We start from the raw sequence: 21,963 nt of genomic DNA, 5'->3' as shown, positions 1-21,963 counted from the left end.
CCGGCCACCCGGGGCACGCTCGCGTCCGATCCCGGGGCAGCGTCGTGATCAGCACGGTATCGGCGGTGAACCTGCCTGGCGTAAGCCGTGCCTGGCACCTCACAAAGATTCCTTTTCGAGGTCCGTCGGCGTCATCGCATCACGGTTCGTCGAGCTGGTAGGCGAGGAATGCATCTGCCGCATCTCGTGCTCGAGGGCGAGAGCGTCGGCACCGTGAGGCATTGCAGGCGCAGGAAGCCGCCAGAGCATTGGAAGCTTGTCCTGGACCACGCGCCGATACGCATAGAGCACGACCGAGAACAGCAAAACGGCCACCGCGACCAGAGATTCTCGTGCGCCCCCATAGCCCAGCAGTTCGGGATTCAGGACGCCGATCACAGTGATGAAGATGTTGAACGCCACCAGAACTGCGACGACGGGTATCCACGCGCGGTGTCGTCTGATCGGCCGCGGCCAGTTCGGCCGGTCCTTGCGCAGCAGCAGGAACGCCGACAGGCCCAAGATGATGGCCAGGAGGTAGCCGAGGTTGCTTGCCAGCAAGATACTCACCGGATGGCCCACCAAGACCATGACGGTCGCGTTGAGGAGCACGTCCAAGGTCAGCGACCGGCCGGGCACACCCCAGCGGTTGACCCAGTCGAGTTGCTTGATGGTCATGCCTTCCTGCGCGAGCCCGAAGAGGGCGCGGCCCCCATCGGCGGTCGTGGAGATGATAGAGATCAGCAGGGCCGACGCGATCACGATCGTTCCGATCCAGGCCGCGCCACCGAACGCCTGGTCGAATGCGACGGCGACATAGGTCACCGGGTTGTCCCGGACCACGCCCTCTCCAAGACCACCCGCGAGGGCGGTCGGGACGACGACGAACAGTACGATCATGAACAGCGAAATTCGCGACATGGCCTTGGATGTGTCGCGGGCGGTGTCCTTGTACTCGGGGGCGAACGAAGCAACGATCTCGCCCGCGTAGATCGTCCACGCGGTCACGTAGAACACGACAGCGACTGTTTTCCAGTCGCCGGCAACCGACCAGGACAGGTTGGCCGCCGACCAGTGAATTGACGGGCTGACCAGGCACGCCACCGTTATTACGGCTAGACCTGCGACAACCAGCAATCCGAGCACCTTGTTGACGGTGGCACCGAACTTCAAGCCGAAGTAGTTGAACGCCCAGGCGAACAGCATGGCGCCGAGGGCGAAGAGGTGTTCGAGCCCGAGGTGGTTGCCGAAGATGTCGAAGGCGAGAGTGTTGTCCTGGAACCAGGTCGCTTCGATCAACTCTCCGAAGACGACCGAGGCCATGGAGATGGACAGGGACCAACCGAGCCAGTAGCCGAACGCGGCGATGGCTCCGAGGGGAGCGAAGTATTTCTTCCAGCCCTCGATGGCATAGCGCGCGACCCCTCCGGAGTCGCGGGGGAACATTGCTGCCATCTCCGCAAAGACCTGGCACTGCAGGAAGCTGATCACCGCTCCGATGAACCAGACCGTAATTGCGGTCCACGCGCCGACGACCCCGAGAAGGTACCCGAACGTCACGAACAACCCAACTGGCAGGGTCAGCGCCATGGCCATGCCATCGCGCCAGGTGAGCTTCTTGGCGAGTCTTCGATGGTCCATGCTGTTTTCGGTCATGTCTCGTCCTTCGTTTATTGTCCCCCGGTTGTCAGGTGGACGCGATCGCCTGGATCGGCACCATCTGGTGATCTGTATGGGCAGCAGGGCCGGGCCGCCGGGCCGCCGCTAGCGTCCCGGCCCTGCATGCCTGGGCCTTCACCCCTGACTGCGCGTGCATCCGAGTCGCGCCGAAGGGGTACAAACTGTGACAGGGCTCAGCTGGGACTCCCAGACATCCGCGCATGAACCTCTCGATCAGCCCGGATTCCGGATTCGATTGCGCCATCGATGAACCCGTTCCATCCATTGGCGATATCCGAACCGGCAAAGAACAGCCTGCCCTCGGGCTTCTGTAGCTCCGCGAGCAACCTCGTTGTCTGGCCCGGTCTGAACATGCACCACGTGCCGCGCGAAAACTCGTCACTTGCCCAGTCATGTCCCGTGGTAGCGACGACCTCCAGATCCCCAAACAGCTTGTGGAGCTCCGCACTGACTTGGTCAACGTCGCAAGCGTTCAAATCAGCCCCCTCGGGGCCGAATGCGATAAGCAACTGACCGTCATCGAGAACCTTGTCCGTGACGACATAGTTGATCAAGTGGTTCTCCGGGGCAACGGCAAAGAACGGCTTGGGCAAGTCACCTCGAACGTGCACCCACGCTTTCGAACCACGGCCGGGCTGGCCCTCAGAGATTCCAGCCTGTTTCGCAGGGGATAGGGCGGGAGTGAAATCGATGGCACCGAGAGTATTCAATGGTGCGGCGACGACCACGTATTTGGCCCGCAAGGTATCGCCTTGTCGGGTGGTCACGATCGCACCTTCATCCGATTGTTCCACCGCGGCAACCGGAGTGCTCAGCCGAACGTCGGCTGAGGAGTCGTCCGCGATGGCCTGGATCAGAGAGCGTGTTCCGTTTCTGAGTTTGTAGCGACCCACCGTATCGAATACTGCATTGATATCGAAGCCGCTGAGCGCATACCAACGCAGCGCGGCGACCAGACCAACGTCTCCACACGGGGCGGAGCCCATGGCTGTCCACAAGCCGTTGGCCAGGTCTTTCTCTTCTGGAGTCAGGTCAAGTTCGTCGATCCGATCTTGGATCGACAACTTGTCCACCACCGCTAACGCGTCCTGTTGGAAAAAAGGCTCAAAGGGCCGCTCGAGAACCTCCCGAGCGTCCTGAACGACCATCTCCATGAGCGACTCGATAGCCGAGGAGGCCTCCTCGTAGGGGACGCTCGTCCGCTGGCCTCCGGTCACCGTGGCTGCGATCTCAGGCGCGGACACTCCGATGGTTTCGACAAGCTCCAGGTTGTAGCGCGAGATCTCCGCGAATGCATGGGGCTGGAACCAATGGACCCACGTGCCCCCCAACTCCAGTGAGTGCCCCGGCAGAGCGTCGTCCTTGTACCAGGTTCTGCCTCCAATGCGATCCCGGCCCTCCAGCACCACCACGTCGTACCCTCGGCGACTGAGATCCCGAGAAGCGGTAATGCCGGCGAATCCGGCTCCAATGATCACAACATCACAAGACTGATTATTTCCCATGTCCTCATCCACTAATCACAAAGAATTTCTTCGGTGACAATCCGATTGGGTCCTCTTCGGAACGAAGCAACGTCCCCGGCGTGGGGGCAATCGTCGTCCAGTTGTCTACACGGTCACGCGGCCCTCGAATAAGCACTCCTCTTTCCACGAAAGGTTCAGTCGCTCTTCTTGACGATGTGAATGACGCTGGTGTCGGTGAACTCCAGGAGCCCCTCCATGCCGAACTCAACGCCGATACCCGATTGCTTGCGTCCGCCGAAGGGAACGTCGGGCAAGACAGCGCAATGCGTATTCACCCAGACGGTTCCACTCTCGAGGCGCTGAGCGACGGCGGTGGCACGCTCCACGTCGGTACCCCACACCGAATTGCCCAGGCCGAATTCGGTCCCATTGACCCGGTCGATCACCTCGTCGAGGTCGTCGTACTTCAAGATGGCGCGGACGGGAGCGAAGGTCTCCTCGGAGACGAGCGGACTGGCGTGGTCGATGTCGCGGACTACCGTGAGCTGTACGAAGTAGCCGGGGGCGTCGAACACTTCGCCACCGGCGATGACCTTCCCATCACGCGCCGCGAGGTCGAGCGCCGTCTTGGCGGCCTCGAACTGCTTGGCGTTCTGAACCGGACCGTATTCGGTCTCCGGGTCGAGCCCGTGTCCGACCTTGGCGTCGATGGCCAACCGGGCGAACTCATCGCAGAACTCGTCGTATTGCGAAGCGTGTACAAAGATCCGCTTGATGTTGATGCAGACCTGACCGGTGTTCCAGAATGCCCACTGGAAGATCCCCTTGGCGACCGTCGGTACGTCCACGTCGTCGAGCACGACCGCTCCGTCGTTTCCGCCCAACTCCAAGACGACTCTCTTGAGGGTCTCGGCGCTGCTGGCCATCACCTTGCGGCCCGCCGCGCTGGAACCGGTGAAGGAAATCTTGTCGACCTCCTTGTGGGCGGTCAGGTAGGGGCCCAGATCGCCGCCATCGCCCACCACGTTGACCACTCCGGCCGGCACCAAGTCCTGGAGCAGCTCACCGATCAACATCGCGTTGAGTGGCGTGGTCGGTGCCGGTTTGATGACTATCGTGTTGCCCGCGAGCAACGCCGGCGCCACCTTGTAGATGGTCTGGAAGAAGGGGAAGTTCCACGGGATTATCCCGAGCACCACGCCGATGGGTTTGCGGTGGATCTCGATCCGTGACTCCTCGTCGTCACGCACCACCTCGGGGTCGAGGCGCAGGTCGGCGATGTGGCGCATCCAGACGAGGGCCGAGTCGACGTCACCGTCGGCCGAGGCAGCCGGCTTGCCGGTTTCCAAGGTGATAATCCGCGAGATCTCCGCCCGCCGCTCCTCGATGCGCTGCGCGAGCTGGTGCAGGCACCGTGACCGCTCTTCCACGGTGGTGTGCTGCCAGTCCCTGAAGGCACGTGCCGCCGCCCGGTATGCCTGGTCGGCCTGCGTCTCATCAGCGACCGGCGCCGTCGCGATGGCCTCACCGGTTGCCGGATCGATGACCGGCTGGCTCGATGCCCCTTCGACTAGTTTCCCGTCGATCAACTGCTTGAAGGCCCGATCTGACAGGTCGACCAGGGCAACCGAAGTGTCCAGCTCGAGGGGTGTGGGCGGTGGGGCAGTCGTCATGTCGTCGTCTCCATCGTGGGGAGGGATCTGTCATTCACAGCATCGTCGGTCGCATCTCGCCTCGTCCGTTGCGGAGTGAGCAGCATTGGCTGACCGTCGATAGGTGAAGGTGATCCGCTCGGCTGGATCAAGTGACAATGAACTTAATCACTAATCCGACGCGCCGACATATGCGAGCGCACAGTTCGAGACGAACGGCCTGTGCACGGCCACACTCATGTCCAGGTCGACGCGTACTGCGTGAGGGTCCAGCTGTGCACCATGAATCCGATCGAAGCGTCCTTCCCGACGTGCGGCATCACACCAAGGTCGCCAAGGGTCGAGGTTTCAACACCGGTCTGGATCACGTTGGCGTTCATAATATTCGCGGCCGCTCGGCACGGCTGGCGCTCCGCCCACGCACCGCACGTGGTCGCCCACGTCAGGGCCGGCGCCGGCCCGCGCGGACGCACTGGCCCGGAACCTATCTGACCTGCGATCTCTGCACGAATGCATATCGACTTGCAGGACTGTCCCTTGTCCGCCAACCGCATTCGTTCCTACCGTTCTCTCACCGCATCAGAAAGGGGACATCATGGTCCAGAGCGACGCAGTCTCATCAGTTCGGGGTCTTATTCCAGCCCACATCACTCCAATGTCGACGGGCGGAGAGATTCACTGGGATGCACTCACCTCTCACATCCGGTGGCTTGCCGAGGTACCGGGGGTGCAGTGGATCACCACCACCGCCCACGCCTCGGAGGTCGCGACCCTGACCACCGAGGAACGGCAGCGCATGATCGAGCACGCCGTCTCGGTGGTCCCGGAGTCCATTGGCGTGGTGGCCGGCGTCTACGACGACGGCAGCGCCCGAGCCGCTGCCGAGGCGCGTCGATCCGTCGAGTCCGGAGCGAAGGCGCTGTTGGTCTTCCCCTCAGGAGTCTTCGCCGGAGGGTCGCAGCGGCGCGCGGAATCCCAGCGCTCCCACTACGAAGCGGTCGCCGAGGCGGTCGACGTGCCCCTGATCCTCTTCAAGTATCCGGTTGGCAACCCCCTCACGCTGCCGCTCGAGACCACCCTGGAACTCTGCCAGACCATCCCGACCGTGGCGGCCATCAAGGAGTGGTCCTACGACATCGTCGAGTACGAGGACACGTGGCGGGCGATCAAGGCCGACGCCCCGCACGTCTCGGTCCTGAGCACCTTCAGCCGCTCCCTCTTTGCATCTCTGCTGGTGGGCAGCGACGGCGTGCTGAGCGGTCACGGAAGTATCGTCGCCGACCTGCAGAGCGAACTCCTTACGGCGGTGCAAGCTGGAGATCTGGACGGGGCGCGAAAGGTCTGGGATCGCATCTACCCCCTCGCCGTTGCCTGCTACGCCGATCCCTTCTTCGACCAGCACAACCGGATGAAGGCGGCCCTGGGCATCCTGGGTCGGATCCCGCGCGACGCCACGTTTGTGCGGCGCCCCTTGGTTGAGGTCAACGGCACTGAGCTCGCCACGCTCGAGGCCGCCTGCGCCAGCGCCGGGCTCGTGTAGCGCCATGTCCTACGTCCACCTCTTCAGCCCGAGCTCGATCGGCGGCGTCGAGATTCGCAACCGGGTCGTCTTGCCCAGCATGACCACCCGGCTGGCCACCCCCTCCGGAGAGGTCACGCCGGAGCTCGTGAGCTACTACCAGGAGCGGGCCAGGGGTGGCTGCGGCCTCGTGATCGTGGAGATGGCCTCGCCGCAGCGTCGTGGTCGCCACCGAGGGCGCGAGCTGGGCATCGACTCGGACGAGTACATACCCGGCCTGCGCTCTCTCGTCGCAGCCATCCACGAGCAGGGTGCCCGGGCCGGCATCCAACTCGGCCACGGCGGAGCGCGGGCGCTCCCGACCGAACTCGGCGGGCGTCCCCTGGCCGCGACTGCGGGGCCGGTACCCGTGTTCGAGACGGCACGCTTCGTGAACTTTCCCGAGCTTTTCGACGAGGACTCCCTGGAGCAGCTCGTGGTGGATCACGTCGACGCGGCCAGACGGGCCGAGGAGGCAGGGTTCGACGTGGTTGAGCTCCACGGCGCCCACGGATACCTCCTGGCGCAGCTGATCAGCGCCGACGAGAATCGGGTGCTGCCGGACGCCGCGGCCCGGTACGACTTCCTCGCGTCATTGGTGCGCCGGATCGTCGACGCTGTCGACATCCCGCTGAGCTACCGCCTCAGCGGTCAGGACTACTACTCAGCCGGACAAACGTTGGACGACTCGCTCGCGTTCCTTCCCTACCTGGAGGACGCCGGCGTCTCCGCCGTCTCGGTGACCGGCGGGCACTACAAGTCCGCCGATCCCGAGATCATGATCCCGCCCATGCCGTACAAGGACGGCGTATTCCTCGACGCGGCGCGCGTGGTCAAGACACGCACGCGGCTGCCCGTCATAGCGGTTGGACGGGTGAACAACCCGGCTGTGGCCGAAGACGCTCTCGCGCAGGGGTGGACGGACTTCGTCGCGGTGGGGCGCGGCCAGATCGCCGATCCTCATTGGGCGCGCAAGACGCAGCAACAGCAGCAAGTGCGAGAGTGCTTGGCGTGCAATCACTGTGTGCGGACCATGCGCTCGGGTAAACAGCTTGCCTGCGCGGTGAACCCCACCGTGACGACCACCGCCAGGCCTGCCGCTGGAACCGCTGCGCAACGTCGACTCGTGTTCGGCGCCGGGCCGGCCGGCCTGACCTACGCTTTGGAATCGGCACGAGCGGGACACCAGGTGTACGTCATCGCACGGGACCGCACCTGGAAGGCGGCGGCAGCACCCACCTTCAACGGCTACACGCCGGATCGACAGCGGATGCACCGCTACTTCGACGGACTGTGGAACGAGGCCATCGACGCCGGCGTTCACATCTCCCCGGAGGGGGACCGGGAACCGCCGCCTGAATGGCGTACCGACGTCGACGTCGTCGTTGACGCCAGGGGCGCCAACTATGTGGGCAACCTCGGGCCCCTCGTCCGCATCCTCATCCGCGTCCTGTCCCGCGCACCACTGCCGAAGCGGCTGATGAAAAGTGATCGGCTCCACCACATGTTGCTCTATAACCTGCGCAACCCCCGCACGAAGGAGCCGACCCGCATACCGGGAGTTCGCACCATCAAGATCGGCGACGCGGCGCGGCCGGGCGAGCTGGCCGCGGCCGTGCACGACGCATACATCCAAGCTTGGAAGGAAAACATTGATGACTAGTAACCCGATGCGTTGCATCGTCACCGGGGGCAGCCAAGGCATAGGCGAGGCCATCGTCGAGAAACTCCTGTCAGATGGAGCTGCTGTCGCCGTAATCGACCGGCAGGAGCCCAATGCCCGACTGAAGGGCCGGGTAGCTTTCGCCGAGTGCGACGTGAGCGATGCCGCTGCCATGGAGAACGCGGCCCTGGCGCTGACAGATGCGCTGGGAGGCCCACCCGACACGGTGGTCGCCAACGCCGGAAGGTGCGTGTCCGGTCGGTTGGCGAGCGACCCCGTCGACAACCTCGTGAACCACTTTCGGATCAACACCTTGGGAGTGCTCAACACCTTCCGCCCTCACATCTCCCATATGCGCGCCGAAGGGGGTGGGTCGCTGATCGCGATCACCTCGAACTGTGCGCACAAGCCCCGTCTCGACCTCGGCGCGTACTCCGCCACCAAGGCCGCTACCAAAATGATGCTCGAATGCCTCGCACTCGAGCTTTCGGCAGAGGGAATCCGCGTCAACGCTGTCGCTCCGGGATCCTGCGACACCGAGATGCAGCGCCGGCAGTGGGAGGAGCTCGGTGTCCCGAATGACCGACAGGTCGTCGGCGACCTGAAGTCCTATCGGTCCGGCATCCCGGCAGGCAGGCTGGCGACGCCAAACGACATCGCACAGGCGGTCGGGTTCCTGGCCTCACCGGCCGCCGAGTTCGTACGAGGTGTGACGTTGGTCGTCGATGGCGCGCAGTCACTTTGAACTGACTCGACGGCGCGCACCATCGATCGTCCTCGCAACCCCGGTTGCGACCGCCGGCCGGAACCGACCGTCAACAGCTCACGTTCCTGGCAGGGGCTTGCCCATTTCCTGGCGGGAGCTCCGCGCCCAGGGAACCACCGAGTGCACCCCAAATGGGTCCTCCCTATATACCCGGAGAGTTCGTCATGACCGACACCCAGGACCCCACGGCGAACTCCGTGTCGGCGCCGCAACACGCAAAGGACTCCCCGCCCTCCACCCGTAGGGCAATGCTCGGACTCGGCCTCGGCAACACCCTCGAGTGGTACGACTGGATGATCTTCGGCCTCCTCGCCGCGTTCATCGGGCCGCAGTTCTTCCCGTCGCAGGACCCCGTGTCGTCGACCCTCGACGCGCTGGCCGTATTCGCGGTCGGGTTCTGCGTCCGGCCGCTGGGCGGAGTCCTGCTCGGCAACGTCGCCGACCGCGTCGGGCGTCGCCGGGTGATGCTCTGGTCGGTCGGCATCATGGCGGTCACCACCCTGAGTATTGCGCTGCTGCCGTCCTACGACTCGATCGGCGTCTGGGCCGGGATCCTGCTGCTGGCCTGCCGACTGCTACAAGGCCTGTCCACCGGCATCGAGGCGCCGCTGTCCACGGCGTACGCCGTGGAGTTGATGCCGGCCGGACACGAGGGTAGGGCGGCCGGCTACATCAGCTTCTTCCAGAACTTCGGCATCCTGCTCGCCTCCCTGGTCAGCTTCGCGACCAGCTACATCATCGGCGGCGACGCCATGTCGACGTGGGGTTGGCGGGTCCCGATGCTGGTCGGCGCCGCGATGAGCTTCTTCGTGCTCTACCTGCGGCGTGCTCTCCCCGAGACGCTGTCGGAGGAGGAGAAGACCGAACGCACGTCGGGCACCTGGGACGGCGTCCGACGACATTGGCTCGGTCTGGCCGCGATCATCTTCGTCGTCGGCGCCGCGCAGGCCTACAACTACGCGTGGAACGTCGGCCTGCCCACCCTGGCCCGGGGCACCTACGGCGAGAACCCGACCACGATCTTCGCCGTCACCAGCGTGCTCGGGGTGATCATGCTGATCGGGTCGATCATCACCGGCCGGATCGCCGACCGTGTGCGCCTGTCCCGGGCATTCGTGGTCACCCGCCTCGCGGCCGTCCCCGGCATCTTCCTGATGCTGCTGTACGCCGGACCCGGCCTGAGCACCTTCACCGTGGTCCTGCTGCTCGGCGGCGTACTGCTGGCGGCGAACATGACGCTCTACAACGTCGTGTCCACGTCGCTGATGCCTAAGTACTGTCGGGCGACCGGCACCGGGCTGGGCTACGGCGTCGCGGTAGCCGCCTTCGGTGGCACCGCGTCCTATCTGATCGTCTGGCTGCAGAGCCGTGACCTGTTGTGGGTCTTCCCCGTCTACACCGCTCTTCTGTCGGTCGTCAGCGTTGTCTTGTACGTCGCGGCCCGCCGATACAGCGGCACCTTCGCCGGAGAGTGAGCACCAACGCGGTGAACACGAGGGCCCTCAGCCGTCCGCGCGACGGTCGGGTCAGCGCACCGTTCCCAGTCTCGAGCACGCACTGACCAATATGAAGGAGCACTACGATGAGCGATAGCGTGAACCATCATAAACTCGCCAAGACACTGACCTGGCGCGATGGAATCGCCATTGCACTTGCCCTACCCACCGGGTTGTTCGTGACATTCGGCTACCTTCTCGGGGTCGTCGGCGCGTGGACCGCAATTACGGTCTGGTTCTGCGGTGCTGCCATCAGCTATCTCCAGTGCCGGGTATTCGCGGAGATGGCAGCAATGTTTCCGCGTGACTCCGGGGGCGTCGCGCGCTATGCCATCGAGGGCTGGAAGAAATACTTCGCTCCGCTTGGTGCTGTCGCCGCGTTCGGCTACTGGCTCGGTTGGTCTCTGACTATCTCCATGGCGGCGGTCGTCTTCGGAGAGTTGATCGAGGCGACCTGGTTCCAGGACAACACTCTCGCCTTCGACATCTTCGGCAACCACCTCGGGCTCGAGCACCTCTTCGCCCTCGGTGCCATGCTGTTCGCCTGGGCGTTCAACTACTTCGGCTTGAAGTTCGGTGCCGCGGTCAACAAGGTGCTCGGCCTGCTCGTGATCGTGGGTCTCACCGTGGTGTCGGTGGCGTGCCTGGTCAGCCCGTCGATCCAGTGGTCGACGGGTAATTTGTCGTGGTCGGTCACGGGAGACTGGCGAACAGTCGTAGTCGTGTTCTACGTGACCGCGTGGGCAGTCTATGCGGGGGAGATCGTTGCTTCGTTCGCTCCCGAGTACAAGGACACCGCCCGCGACACTTCCAAGGCGATGTCGCGAATTTCGCTGTTCATGATCGTACTGTTCGTCGTCGTGCCGACCGCTCTGTCGGGTGGTCTTGGCGAAGGAACGATCCGAGACAACCCGGTGACCTATGTCGCCGTGGCATTCGGCCAAGCCTTCGGCGGTGCGTCGTGGATCGGAACCCTCGTGATCGCATTTTCGTTGCTGGTCGGGATGATTTCCACGACCGCCGACGGGGGTCGCGCCCTTTTTGGGCTTGCGCAGGAAGGCATGACCATCAAGCAACTCGACTGGGTCAACCGCTGGGGTGTGCCCGGCCGGTCGCTGACCTTGGACGTGCTCCTCAACGCGACCGTCATGGTCTTGGTGGGCCATCCGGTGAGTATCTTGCTGGCAAGCAACCTCGGTTACCTCCTGTCGATCATCCTGGGCCTGTCGGCGTTCCTGCTGCTGCGCAAGGACCGGCCGAACTGGCCTCGGCCAATTCGGCGGAGCAATGGCTGGATTCCTGTCGTGGCAGTTCTGGTGGTGTTCAACGTCTTCATCACCGTCGTCGGTGTTCTGAATCCCTCCCTACTGGGTTACGGCGGCTCCCGGGATTCTGTGATCGCAGTGAGCATCCTGCTGGTGTCGGTTGCGCTCTATGCCTATCGACGCGTCGTCCAGGACAAGCTTCCACTGGTCTGGCGGCTTCCCGCTCCGGCGATGCCCCAGGGTGCCGATGCGCTCGCGCTCGAGCTCGAGATGCGCGCGACCACGGGTGCTACCACCGTCCACGACGGGGTAGTCAACAATGCTGACCAACTGTCCAACGCTCGACAGGTACAGGCATCGAGCGTGGGGCCGGTCCGGGCATTCACCGACCACGACGACTGATCCGGCGCACCCCGGGCCCCGCACGCTAGAAGCACGGCGCGGTCAGCTACCGACACGGCGAACTGCGATCCTCGCAGCGGTGGAACTGAACAGCTAGCCGTAGCTGGGAAAGCCGATCATGCAGTGATTAGCGTTCGGTCGCAGCGTATTTCGAGTCTGACCGCGGGTACGGAAAGCAAGATGCGGCCCGTGCCGACCGTCGCCAAATTCATCCAAGCGAGGAAAGGGAAGTAACTGTGAACAACTCGGAAACCGGTGTGGACCGCCGCGCTGTTATCACCGGAGGCACCAAGGGGATCGGTTACGCCTGCGCAGAGCTATTTGCACGGCGGGGCTACCGGGTGCTGATCTGCTCGCGCAATACAGCCCAGGTCGATGCGGTGGCTGCGGAGCTGAACCAGCACAGCGGTCAAGTTGCCGGAATGGCTGCCGATCTGGCGGATCCGGACGTGGGTAGCAGCATTGTCGGTCGGTGCCTCGATCTATTCGGCGGGGTCGATTATCTCGTCAATAATGCCGGCATCTATGAGTCGATCGCCATGGTCGACATGACGGCCGAGAGATGGGACGCCACTTTGCACAACAACTTGCGCGGTGCGGCACTCACCTCTGCCGCGGCGGCGCGTTCCATGCGGTCCACCGGCGGCGGATCGATCGTCAATATCGCCTCGGTCAACGGACTGGCGGCCGAAGCCAACTTCGCGGCCTACAACGCCTCGAAAGCCGGACTGATATCGCTCACGCAGACCAGCGCCATTGAGTGGGCCGATGAAAACATCAGGGTCAACTGCGTTGCGCCCGGCTGCATACGAACACCGATGGTCGATCCGTTGGTCGCCGACCTGTCCGATGAGGTCATCGCACGGTACGTACCGATGCGCCGACTCGGTACGCCGGAGGAGATCGCATCAGTGGTGGCCTTCCTTGTCTCCGATGATGCCAGCTACATCACGGGGCAAACCATCACTGTCGACGGCGGCACACTGACCCGCCAGCCGATGCTTTAAGAGAATTGGGCCGCCTGGCGCAGGGCGTGGGCGCGGAGCACCGAAGGCCGCTTGCGCTACTACCGGAAATGCCAAACAGACGCCAGGTAGACGTAATGTGATGTTCACGAGTACTTTTCAGTGCTGTAAATGATCGAATCGCCAGGTCACGTAAGTACGCTAACTGAAATCCACAGAAAACTGATCAAAAGTGTTTGTCGACAACGGCAGTAGCGTCAGTTCAGGCCTGTCGACTTTGACGGAAGTACGCTCTCGGGCGCGGAAATTCCGCATTCAGTGGGCGCTGTCGTCGCGGCCGCAATCGCCTCGGCCGACACTGCTCGGCTGGCCATAGCCCAGAATAATGCGACCCGAACAGCTCGTCTGGAAGTTGCCGTGAAGGAACTCTGGAATCGATTCGACAGTACGGCAAAGCAACTTGCCGACGGCCCGCACTTCGCGATTCGGGTCGCCGGTGTCTCCGCCTTTGTCGGACTTGCTGACGACTGGCTCCGCCACCGCCGCCGGGTCGGTCCGGGCGTGTGCGGCGCGGTGATTGCTGTGCACAGGCCACACCCAACGGGTCGGCGACGGCCTCGCGGACCGAGGCGGTGACGTCGTCGAATTGGAATGCCGGATACCGGTAGCTGTTGCCGACCGTGTGGGCGACGACAGTGCCTGCGGCGGCTCGGGTGCGATCGGTCCAGGGTCGGCGCTGCGCGTGGCGTCCCGAACGCGGACGACCGTTTCTGGCGGGACAGAGGAGTTCGTCGTGATCGTGCGTATCGGTCTACCGATATCCGGGTGTACCGATGGGTCTGCTCTCTGGCCCGAGCGGCGAAGAGTCCGGCGTCGACGCGCGGCGGTAGCGGGCAGGAATGAGCAGGACACGGTTGGGGGCGAGGGTGACTCGTTCGGTGGCCGAGAACGTTGGCCAGGAGTCGCGGCGTCAATGGGGGTGTCCGGGAGCGTGGCGACGCCGGATATCTTGTGGAGCAGCCAAGCGCAGCCCCCGCCAACGATCGGTATCAGCTGGCAGGGGCGCTACACGGACAACCCGCACGTAGTTACGAGCGGCGCATTAGTGATCTTCGTGAGACGGAGCCTGGAAGTCCAGGGAGTGTGATCCATGCCATTGCACAATTTCCTACACCTCTGAATTACCGACCAGTAAGTGCGATTTCGAAGCGTTCTGCGGTGCATTCACGATCCGATGGGCGCCGTCGAGCCGGTGATCGGCGCGAGCCTGCGACAGGTGTGGTGGTGCCGGAACCGGTGTGTTCTGCTTCGGCAGGGCACAGCACAGCACTGGCGGCCGACTTCGATAACGAGCGATTCAAGTGAAGGTGGTGCATTTTCAGCCGATTCTACTGTGCCACAGCATGTCCGGAAGGCATTTGGAGCTGTCCGCGCAGACGAGAATTTTGCGGCGAGCTGCTCACCTGCCGTTGTCGCGGACGACCAATGGCCCGGTCGGTTCCCGGGCTCGGCCGCCTGGCAACCCCCGCATGATCTTGCCGGTGCGGCGAAATGTCGGGGTGTCATGGTTCAGGCACCGGCTGTGTGACGTAGAACACAGCTAAATCTGTGGGAGAAACCTGGCGCTCGGGATGTTCGGTTGCAACCCTGAGTCGAGACCCAAACCTCCAGACCCAAATGCGGGTATGGGTGTAGGTATTTCGGCCAATGTGCAGGTGTCGAAGTCGGTCCAATGTAGCTGGTGCGACGTCATCGACGTGGCAGTCGAGAATATCTGCACGTGAGAGAAGAGTTGTCATGGCACGGATCACCGAGAACCTGGGCACCAATCTGCTGAATGCGTTGCGGGTCAGCGTGGTTGGCACTGTTTTGTACGCCGGATTGGTCATGGGCGTGGTTGTGGTGGCGGTGTGGAAGTTCCCGATGCCCGGCGTGTAGGCCCGCGACGACGTGGGGTCCTCCGCTGGTGCCTGTGGTCGCGGAGTGAAACACCAGGTGGCAGTTCGGCGATAGAGCTGACAGGGGGATTGGTTGTGCCCGTGTGTCTCTGTGGCCGGTGACTAATGCGCGGCACCGGTGACGGGCGCCCTAGTGGTGTGGAAGGAACGGCAATGTTTGGGACGGGTATGGGCGTCATGGTTGGCCTGCTGGTAGTTGCGCTGGTGGTGGTCCCCGTCTCGTTCGGTGTGGCGGCACGAGCGGATGCGAAGGCCCGCCGCCTGTCGGGATCGCGAGCGTCTGATGCGGACCTGGGGCGATCGGTCGCGGTCGCCGAGGTGGTTGGTCGGTGCGATCAGTGGCGGCAGCTCGCAACGCAGGCGTGGCTGATCTGCGGCGGCGCGTCGCTGGTCGCGGTAGTGATCGTGGGCGTACTGATCTGTGTCGGGTGAGGATGGCGTGTTCCGGGACCGCGAGGATCCTGGTGTTGCGGCTGTCGGTGCGGGACGGGCTGAGCTGTCGACGTCGAGCCGGTCCTGGAGTATCAACGGAGTCTGAAAACCGTTCGGCTGCAGTGGCATACGCGGTCGTGAGATCGGCCGGGGTTGCTGTGAAGCCTAGGTGAGCCGAAGCGGCCCGGTCGGAGTGTAGTCCGCTCCGGCCGGGCCTCGCCGGGACGTGCAACAGGTACCCGCCGCGCGAACGCTGACCGCGCTCGTCGTGCGAGGTGCGTCCCGGGAAGGGGCGCGCGCTCGAGTCGGGCGGTGCGGTTCCGCGTCGGTGTACCTGGTTGGTTGACCTCGCCGGTGTCTCCTCGGGTGTTGGCAGCGTGTGAAATTCTCGTCTGGATCCGAGGACTTCGGCGGAACGGTGTGCGCCAATCCCTGCTAGCCAGTAGGGGTTTGGCTGGCGCAATATTGTATCGTCGACCTGCGCTTTGTGGGTTCCGGTGCGAGGAAAATGGTAGATCCGGCGGCCGCCCGTATCGCAGCCATGTGATCCACGTCACGTATGTTTTTTCCGGTGTGGGCCGCGCTGGACGAGTGGTGGCAGGCGGTGCCGGCTCGCCCCGGCCGGGAACAACAACCGGGATCCCGAATCCGGACTTGGGCCGGCGTGGTCGATCCGGTGCTTGACCGACCGACTCGAGGCCGGTCCGGCGACCTCCGGAGGGGGTAGCCGAGTGCTGGCACCAGGTGACAATGGTCGATCGCCTGATCACGGCCGCGAAGGATCCTCCCGAACTCCGGTGCCTCGGACGCCCAGACCGAGGCACCCGGAGGTATCGATTTTCTCAGGCGCAGTCCCGGCAGATCAGCTGCTCACCATCGGCGAGGCGACTACGGTGATGGACCAGGAAGCAACTGGTGCAGGTGAACTCGTCCGACTGTTTCGGGATGACGCGCACGGTGAATTCTTCGCCGGACAGGTCGGCGCCGGGTAGCTCGAAGGACTCGGCGGTGTCGGTGTCCTCGACGTCCAAGACGGGTGACTGGGATTCTTTCCTGCTGGCTGTCAGCTGTTCGAGGGACGTGTCCGTCGACTCGTCGGATTCGGTGACTCTCGGTGCGTCGTAGTCGGTGGCCATGACTGTTCTACCTCATGCTCTGCGTGTTCGGATCCGCCAGGTTAGAGGGTCCGGTGGCAGGACATGCACCCGGGGTCTTGGGGTGCTGTGGCCGCACGACCACACCGGTGCCGATCTGCACCCCGACACAAGTTGCAGATCGCCCTAACCGGTGCGACGGCGGATCCCAACCATCCGGGTTCGGGAGCCGCGGCAGGGCTAGCGGCAGCTCGTCCTCGTTTACGCCTGGCCGACAACGAGTACGTCACCGACCGTCTGACCAGGTGATCTTCGCGCAAGGTTTTGTGCTGCCCTCGGGTACCCGCGTGACGAAATCTTGCGGCACTACTTCCTGCTGTGCGTCGGCGTTTCGTTCCATGCGCGGAGGAGGTCGTTGAAGAGAGTGGTCTTGAGGTTGCGTAGGTGCCCGAGGTCTGATGGTCTCGGGGTCATCGCGGCTTGGAGCAGATGTAGGAACCTGTTCCGTTGTACGCCGAATTTGATGAACAGTTCCTCGGCGTCGGCGCCGCCGTAGGGAGCCCACTCGATGGCGAAAGCAACGAGCGCCCGGTCCGAGGGGCTGATGGATTGGACGCTGGCGAGAAGATCGCAGGCACGCAGGGACTGCCGCAACCAGTCGAGCTCAGGAGAGCCTGTGAGGGCGCCAGTCCGGGCACGCCGCCGACGGGCCGCACGGTTGCCGAATCGGCTGCGCTCGGGGTGACCCCGACACGGGTCGCTGGTTTCTGCAGCGGATGGGGTAAAGGTTGCCGGTGACGTCCGCGGCGGTGGGGCGGGGTTTTCGAGCATGGCTGCCTCAAGCGTGTGAAGAACTGATCGGGTTCTTCCATAGTTCGTGTTTACGCACGTATCCGGACCGGCCATCCGGCGGGGTGGGGTGCCTGTTTTGGTGCCCGCGCGCAGCTCGGCGTGGCAGCGGCCGGATCGGCAGGTGCCCGACTCGGCTCCTCTCCGCACTGCGGCGGGCCTGTACGGGCTCGGGGATCGGGAGGCGCCGCGTAGCGCTGAGTGTGGTCCGGGGATCCGTCGGTCGCTACCCGAGGTCGCCAGGTCGCCAACTGCGGCTCTGAAAATTCGGGTGGTACGGCGAAATGTGCGGCGATCTGCGCCCACGGCATGCCCGCTGGGAGAGCTGCGGTCACCGCGCGGGAGAGGCGCAACGGGTACGGGAGTGAATCATTGTTCACCTAGTAGTGCAACATGATGGAGAATGCTCGACTCGACGATGTTGGTGAGGAACTTCATGGATCCCGTAGGCAGACAGTCCGAATTCCGCGGTGCCGGTGTCACACTTGCCGCCGACCGGTGGGATCCGCCGTCCCAGGGTGCCGGCGGATCGGGCGTCGACAGAAAAGGCCTGGTCCTGTTGCTGCACGGCGGCGGGCAGACCCGGCATTCCTGGCGAAATACCGGACGCAGCCTCGCGTCGGACGGCTGGTCCGCCATCGCTGTGGACGCACGTGGACATGGAGACAGCCAGTGGGCACCGGACGGGGACTACGGCATCGATGCGCTGGTCGCCGACTTGACATCGATCATCGGCGAACTGGGGGAGAAGCCGGTACTCGTCGGTGCCTCGATGGGCGGTATGACGTCGTTGATCGGGCAAGGGGAGAATCCCGAGCTCGCTCGCGGTCTGGTCTTGGTCGATATCGCACCGAAGGTCGAAACCGCCGGCACCGCGGAGATCATGGCGTTCATGCGCAGTGGTCTCGATGGTTTCGAGAGTCTCGACGACGCTGCAGCGGCGATCGCGGCGTATACCCCGAACCGCGTCCGCAAGCCCAACCCGCAGGGGTTGCACAAGAACCTCCGCCTGCGTGATGGCCGCTGGTTCTGGCATTGGGATCCGGAGTTCCTTCGCCACGGCGACGAACCCACCCGCCAAGCGGAGTCGATCGTGCGATACGAACGCGCTCGGGACGCCGCAGCCACAATCACTGTTCCCACGATGCTCGTTCGTGGCAAGCAATCCCATGTGGTCAGCGAAGAAGGCGCCAAGGAACTGCTGGAGCTGATCCCGACCGCCAAACAGATCGATGTCACCGGGGCCGGCCATATGGTCGCCGGCGACGACAACGATGTCTTCAGTGGCGGATTGAAGGGATTTCTCGACGAAGACGTTGTCGCATTGCGTAACTGAAGCATCGAGGCCCTCGAACGTAACCGGCCATGGGCTCAGCTCGGATCTGCAACTGTGCCGGTTGCGTCGGTGATCGGATTCGGCTCCGAAACCGGTCGCCGTCTGACCGAATGCCTCCCGCAACCTTCCTGTCGTGCCGCGAACGAAGCGCTCGAGATCACCGCGAAGCCCTCGAACATCCCCCCGGGAATAGACGATTGAAATAAGTTGTGAGGCGCAGATATTCGACGCACGTGCTTAGCCGTCGGCTAGCTTTTCCACCACGGTTTGCGGGAATCGCGGACTCTCCTATCCATGTCTGGTCAAGGTGCAATGAAGCGGCGGCGGAGGGACCGGGAAGATTCCGAACCCCAACCCCCGAGGGGAATCCTGCTTGGTCAAGGTCATGGCAGCGGTGTGCGGCGTCGGCGACGCCACACCACCGGTCAAGGTGATGGAACTGGGTCTGGCGCTGGCGCTGATTCCGCCTTGTCGGAGGATCCGTCTCCGCGGCCCCCGCCGCATTGCGTGTTCGTTTTTTTCGTTTTATGGTGGGTTATGGGCGCTGAGGTGAACCACACGGTGCTGCCGCCGGGCACCGACGACCGGGACCTTTTCTCCGCGCTGAAGGCTGTTCTCGCCGGTTCTGAGGCGGTGTCGATCTCGACCCCGGAAGGGTCGGTGCCGTTGCCGGACAGTGTTCGGGGGTTGCTCGTCGACGCGGTGACGGCGCTGGATCGGGGGCAGGCGGTTTCGGTGGAGCCACATCGCACCGTGTTGACGACGCAGGAGGCCGCGGAGCTGCTGGGTATTACCCGGCCGACGTTGGTGCGGTTGCTGGAGGCGGGGAAGATTCCCTACACCTCGCCAGGCCGGCATCGGCGGGTGGAGTTGACGGACGTGCTCGAATTCCAGCAGCGTGAGCGCGCGCGACGCGGCCAGGTGTTCGAGGAGATGGCGCACGAAGAAACCCCGGGCCCGGGCGACGCCGCTGACGGCTTCGTGACGACCCGCTGATCCGGTGGGCAGGGCAACCAATGACGACCTTTCGGGTAGTCCTCGACACGTGCGTCATGCTTCCTCAGAGCTTGAACAATCTGCTGTTGACGCTGGCCGATGCCGAGTTGTTCCGGCCGGTGTGGACGCTGGATCTGCTCGATGAGGTCGAGCGGAATCTGTCCGGGGAGAGGTTCGGTAAGTCGCCGGAGCAGGCGGCGCGGCGGGTGCAGCAGATGCGCAGGGCGTTTCCGTTCGCGGAGGAGGAGTCGCGCGGATGCCGGGAGCTGATTCCCGCGATGATCAACGATCCGAAGGACCAGCACGTCCTGGCTGCGGCGGTGCGCTCCGGTGCGGGTGTGATCGTAACCGCCAACCTGGCGGATTTCCCGCCGGCGGCCCTCGACCCGTTCGACGTCGAAGCGATCCATCCCGACGAATTCCTTTGTGATCAGCTTGATCTCGACCCGGAAGCGGTGTTCGAGTGCATGAATGTGATGGTCGCGAAGAACATGCTCCCGCCCCGCACGGTCGGGGAGTTACTTCAGTCACTGGAGCGACTGACGCCGCGTTTTGTCGACGCTGTCCGAGTGTTGTTCGTCGCGGACGAGGCGCCGGCGGCGTCCACCCTTCCGGAGTTGACCGCGGAGCAGATCAACGCCGTGCCTCCCGAGATGCGGGAGGCCTACATGGAGCTTCGTGCGATGGATCCGGCGGAATTGTTGTGGTTCGTCGGGCGTACGAAGCTGGTGAGTGCGGCGTGGGCATTCTTGATGCCGGTGTGCGTGGACGGGGATCTGCTGTCGGTGTGGCCGAACGTGGATCCGGACTTCCGGGCGGTGCTCGCATGGCGGTGGGTGCAGGACAACCACTATCAGATGACTGTTGACGGTTGGGATGGTGAGGCGGTCGCAGCGGCTCTCGCACAACCGGTGCCGGAGCATCCGCTGTGGGTGCATTTCGAGCGTGTGCATGTGCGGTCGTTTCGGGCGTTGCTGCCGGATCCGGCGACGTGGGGGATCGGTACCGGCACACGGATGGTCGCCCCCGGCGTCGAGGTGCTCTACGTGCATGACACCTCGACGCCGGAGGGCGGCGTGTGGCAGCCGAACGAGGCTCGGCCGGTATTCCCGGTCCTCATGCATTTCGTCGACGGTCGGTGGCTGGTGCGAAATCTGGGGACTGAGGCGGACCCTGTCACTACGACCTGACTCGGTACGCGGTGACACGGCCCTAGCGGCCGACGCCCTCGGCATAATCCCAGGCCACCAGCATGCGTCGCCCGACAGGCTCGAGGTCTGGGTGGGGAAGCATCCGCCAATTCTGGGTGTCAGATGTGCTGACACGCGTGGTACGGTGGCGACATGATGTCAGAGAAGCTGACAACCGCCTCGGCGGAGCTGCCGCGACCGGATGCGAATCTCGGCTACCTGTTCCGGCTCGCGAATCAGCGCTTCCGCGCGCTGCTGGACGCAGCGCTGGAGGACCTGGAGATGTCGGCGCAGGAGTACGGGATCCTCAGCGTCTTCGAGACCCGTCCGGAGCTGTCCACCTCCGAGCTCGCGCGCATCTCGCAGGTCACGCGGCAAACGATGCACACATGGATCCTCGGTCTCGAGGCCGCCGGGTTGCTCGAGCGCCGAGCGGTCAACCGGCGGGTGGTGCTCGTGCGCCCGACCGAGCGTGGTCGCATCTGCCTGGACTTGGCAACGGGCCGAGTGCGGGCGGCGGAGCGCGCCGCGCTCGGTGGTCTCAGCGACCGGGACGAGCGGACCGTGCGTGCGTGGCTGGCCAACCTGGCTGCAATGGCGCCACGCCGTCACTGTCAATCGTCACCGTCGCGACCTCGTCAGGGTAGGCCGCGCCCTTTCCGAAGTCACTGCAAATTCCACGTGTCAGGTCGACGATGGCTGACAGCTCGAGTATTGAATCCGCATGTCATCAAGCTGTTCGACGAGGGGCGCATCGAGTACCGGATGGTCGTCCGACATCCTCGCATCGTCTCTGCTTGCTTACCAGCGGGAGCAGTTGGGGAGTTCGCATGCCGCCGCGGACGAGCTGGCGGCTCTCACGGAAGACCTTGGGCTCTACTGACGTTCGCCGTGCTTCTGCGTCGCGAATGTGTTGTACCCGAATGTTTTACGCGACGTGCTGAATGCGCTCGCAACGCCAGATCGGACACCTCATGCAGTGTAACCGCTCACGCGCGGTAAAACGTGTGTCGTCTTTGGCTTACGGGTACGGTGATCGTGCGGCGAGCCCCTGTGCGGCCGCCGCGGCGCGCACGGCGTCGATCACCAGTTGCAGCGGTGGTCGGTGTGCTGCTGTGCCTCGATGGGCGATGGAGATCGTCCGCATGAGCGGTTCGGTCAGCGCGACGACGTCCATTCCCGGTGGGCGCAGGGTCAGTCCGAGATCGGAGACCAG

18 protein-coding genes and 1 pseudogene are annotated in these 21,963 nt (G+C 64.0%); 12 read left to right on the top strand and 7 right to left on the bottom strand.

What is annotated here, in order from left to right:
• Window positions 1–99: 99 nt before the first annotated feature.
• The 3 genes from ACFWAY_RS43320 to ACFWAY_RS43310 all read right to left on the bottom strand — a co-directional run bounded on the left by ACFWAY_RS43320 (window position 100) and on the right by ACFWAY_RS43310 (window position 4,798).
• Entirely contained in the window at window positions 100–1,635 is a 1,536-nt protein-coding gene (locus ACFWAY_RS43320) for an APC family permease (RefSeq protein WP_378457753.1), read from the bottom strand.
• A gap of 197 nt (window positions 1,636–1,832) precedes the next feature.
• Window positions 1,833–3,164 carry a flavin monoamine oxidase family protein gene (locus ACFWAY_RS43315; protein WP_378514831.1) on the bottom strand — a complete coding sequence of 444 codons (1,332 nt, stop codon included), beginning with the start codon at window positions 3,162–3,164 and terminating at the stop codon, window positions 1,833–1,835.
• Window positions 3,165–3,319: 155 nt separating this feature from the next.
• Window positions 3,320–4,798 carry an aldehyde dehydrogenase family protein gene (locus ACFWAY_RS43310; protein WP_378514830.1) on the bottom strand — a complete coding sequence of 493 codons (1,479 nt, stop codon included), beginning with the start codon at window positions 4,796–4,798 and terminating at the stop codon, window positions 3,320–3,322.
• 574 nt (window positions 4,799–5,372) lie between these two features.
• Here ACFWAY_RS43310 and ACFWAY_RS43305 point away from each other — a divergent pair.
• The 6 genes from ACFWAY_RS43305 to ACFWAY_RS43280 all read left to right on the top strand — a co-directional run bounded on the left by ACFWAY_RS43305 (window position 5,373) and on the right by ACFWAY_RS43280 (window position 12,934).
• Window positions 5,373–6,317 (top strand): dihydrodipicolinate synthase family protein, encoded by a 945-nt coding sequence (locus ACFWAY_RS43305; RefSeq protein WP_378457750.1) that lies wholly within the window; start codon window positions 5,373–5,375, stop codon window positions 6,315–6,317.
• Window positions 6,318–6,321: 4 nt separating this feature from the next.
• Window positions 6,322–7,998, top strand: a complete 1,677-nt coding sequence (locus tag ACFWAY_RS43300; RefSeq protein ID WP_378514829.1) for a tRNA-dihydrouridine synthase — start codon at window positions 6,322–6,324, stop codon at window positions 7,996–7,998.
• Window positions 7,991–8,743 (top strand): SDR family oxidoreductase, encoded by a 753-nt coding sequence (locus tag ACFWAY_RS43295; protein ID WP_378457748.1) that lies wholly within the window; start codon window positions 7,991–7,993, stop codon window positions 8,741–8,743. The genes ACFWAY_RS43300 and ACFWAY_RS43295 overlap by 8 nt, the downstream gene beginning before the upstream one ends.
• 185 nt (window positions 8,744–8,928) lie before the next feature.
• Window positions 8,929–10,239, top strand: a complete 1,311-nt coding sequence (locus ACFWAY_RS43290) for an MFS transporter (RefSeq protein WP_378457747.1) — start codon at window positions 8,929–8,931, stop codon at window positions 10,237–10,239.
• A 107-nt stretch (window positions 10,240–10,346) separates the two neighbouring features.
• Window positions 10,347–11,927, top strand: a complete 1,581-nt coding sequence (locus ACFWAY_RS43285) for an APC family permease (protein WP_378514828.1) — start codon at window positions 10,347–10,349, stop codon at window positions 11,925–11,927.
• Window positions 11,928–12,163: 236 nt separating this feature from the next.
• Window positions 12,164–12,934, top strand: coding sequence for an SDR family NAD(P)-dependent oxidoreductase (locus ACFWAY_RS43280; protein ID WP_378457745.1), 771 nt, complete (start codon window positions 12,164–12,166; stop codon window positions 12,932–12,934).
• A gap of 273 nt (window positions 12,935–13,207) precedes the next feature.
• Here ACFWAY_RS43280 and ACFWAY_RS43275 read toward each other — a convergent pair whose 3' ends face one another.
• Complete coding sequence (locus ACFWAY_RS43275; protein WP_378514827.1) at window positions 13,208–13,480, bottom strand: hypothetical protein; 273 nt, start codon at window positions 13,478–13,480, stop codon at window positions 13,208–13,210.
• A 1,209-nt stretch (window positions 13,481–14,689) separates the two neighbouring features.
• Here ACFWAY_RS43275 and ACFWAY_RS43270 point away from each other — a divergent pair.
• Both ACFWAY_RS43270 and ACFWAY_RS43265 read left to right on the top strand, forming a co-directional pair.
• A complete protein-coding gene (locus tag ACFWAY_RS43270; protein ID WP_378457744.1) occupies window positions 14,690–14,830 on the top strand; it encodes a hypothetical protein in 141 nt (46 codons plus the stop codon).
• 173 nt (window positions 14,831–15,003) lie between these two features.
• Window positions 15,004–15,282, top strand: coding sequence for a hypothetical protein (locus ACFWAY_RS43265; protein WP_378457743.1), 279 nt, complete (start codon window positions 15,004–15,006; stop codon window positions 15,280–15,282).
• Window positions 15,283–16,124: 842 nt separating this feature from the next.
• Here ACFWAY_RS43265 and ACFWAY_RS43260 read toward each other — a convergent pair.
• Together ACFWAY_RS43260 and ACFWAY_RS43255 are read right to left on the bottom strand one after the other, a co-directional pair.
• On the bottom strand, window positions 16,125–16,418 hold the full coding sequence (locus ACFWAY_RS43260) for a DUF4193 domain-containing protein (RefSeq protein WP_378457742.1): 294 nt from the start codon (window positions 16,416–16,418) through the stop codon (window positions 16,125–16,127).
• Between the two features lie 324 nt (window positions 16,419–16,742).
• On the bottom strand, window positions 16,743–17,030 hold the full coding sequence (locus tag ACFWAY_RS43255; RefSeq protein WP_378514826.1) for a hypothetical protein: 288 nt from the start codon (window positions 17,028–17,030) through the stop codon (window positions 16,743–16,745).
• 631 nt (window positions 17,031–17,661) lie between these two features.
• On the opposite strand from ACFWAY_RS43255, the gene ACFWAY_RS43250 reads away from it, so the two are divergent.
• The 4 genes from ACFWAY_RS43250 (at window position 17,662) to ACFWAY_RS43235 (ending at window position 21,749) form a co-directional block, all read left to right on the top strand.
• Window positions 17,662–18,561 (top strand): alpha/beta fold hydrolase, encoded by a 900-nt coding sequence (locus ACFWAY_RS43250; protein ID WP_378457740.1) that lies wholly within the window; start codon window positions 17,662–17,664, stop codon window positions 18,559–18,561.
• 537 nt (window positions 18,562–19,098) lie between these two features.
• Window positions 19,099–19,557 (top strand): helix-turn-helix domain-containing protein, encoded by a 459-nt coding sequence (locus ACFWAY_RS43245; protein WP_378457769.1) that lies wholly within the window; start codon window positions 19,099–19,101, stop codon window positions 19,555–19,557.
• A gap of 20 nt (window positions 19,558–19,577) precedes the next feature.
• The gene (locus ACFWAY_RS43240) at window positions 19,578–20,747 is read left to right on the top strand and encodes a putative toxin-antitoxin system toxin component, PIN family (RefSeq protein WP_378514825.1); all 1,170 of its coding nucleotides are present in this window, start codon (window positions 19,578–19,580) and stop codon (window positions 20,745–20,747) included.
• A 153-nt stretch (window positions 20,748–20,900) separates the two neighbouring features.
• Entirely contained in the window at window positions 20,901–21,749 is an 849-nt protein-coding gene (locus ACFWAY_RS43235) for a MarR family winged helix-turn-helix transcriptional regulator (protein ID WP_378514824.1), read from the top strand.
• Window positions 21,750–21,768: 19 nt separating this feature from the next.
• Here ACFWAY_RS43235 and ACFWAY_RS43230 read toward each other — a convergent pair.
• Window positions 21,769–21,963: pseudogene (locus ACFWAY_RS43230) on the bottom strand (LysR family transcriptional regulator); the annotation flags it as partial.

Origin of the sequence: Rhodococcus sp. NPDC059968 (assembly GCF_042738615.1) — a bacterium.
Lineage (GTDB): Bacteria > Actinomycetota > Actinomycetes > Mycobacteriales > Mycobacteriaceae > Rhodococcus_F.
Note: the sequence above shows the minus strand (reverse complement) of the source record. Positions and strands in the feature narration are given on the sequence as shown.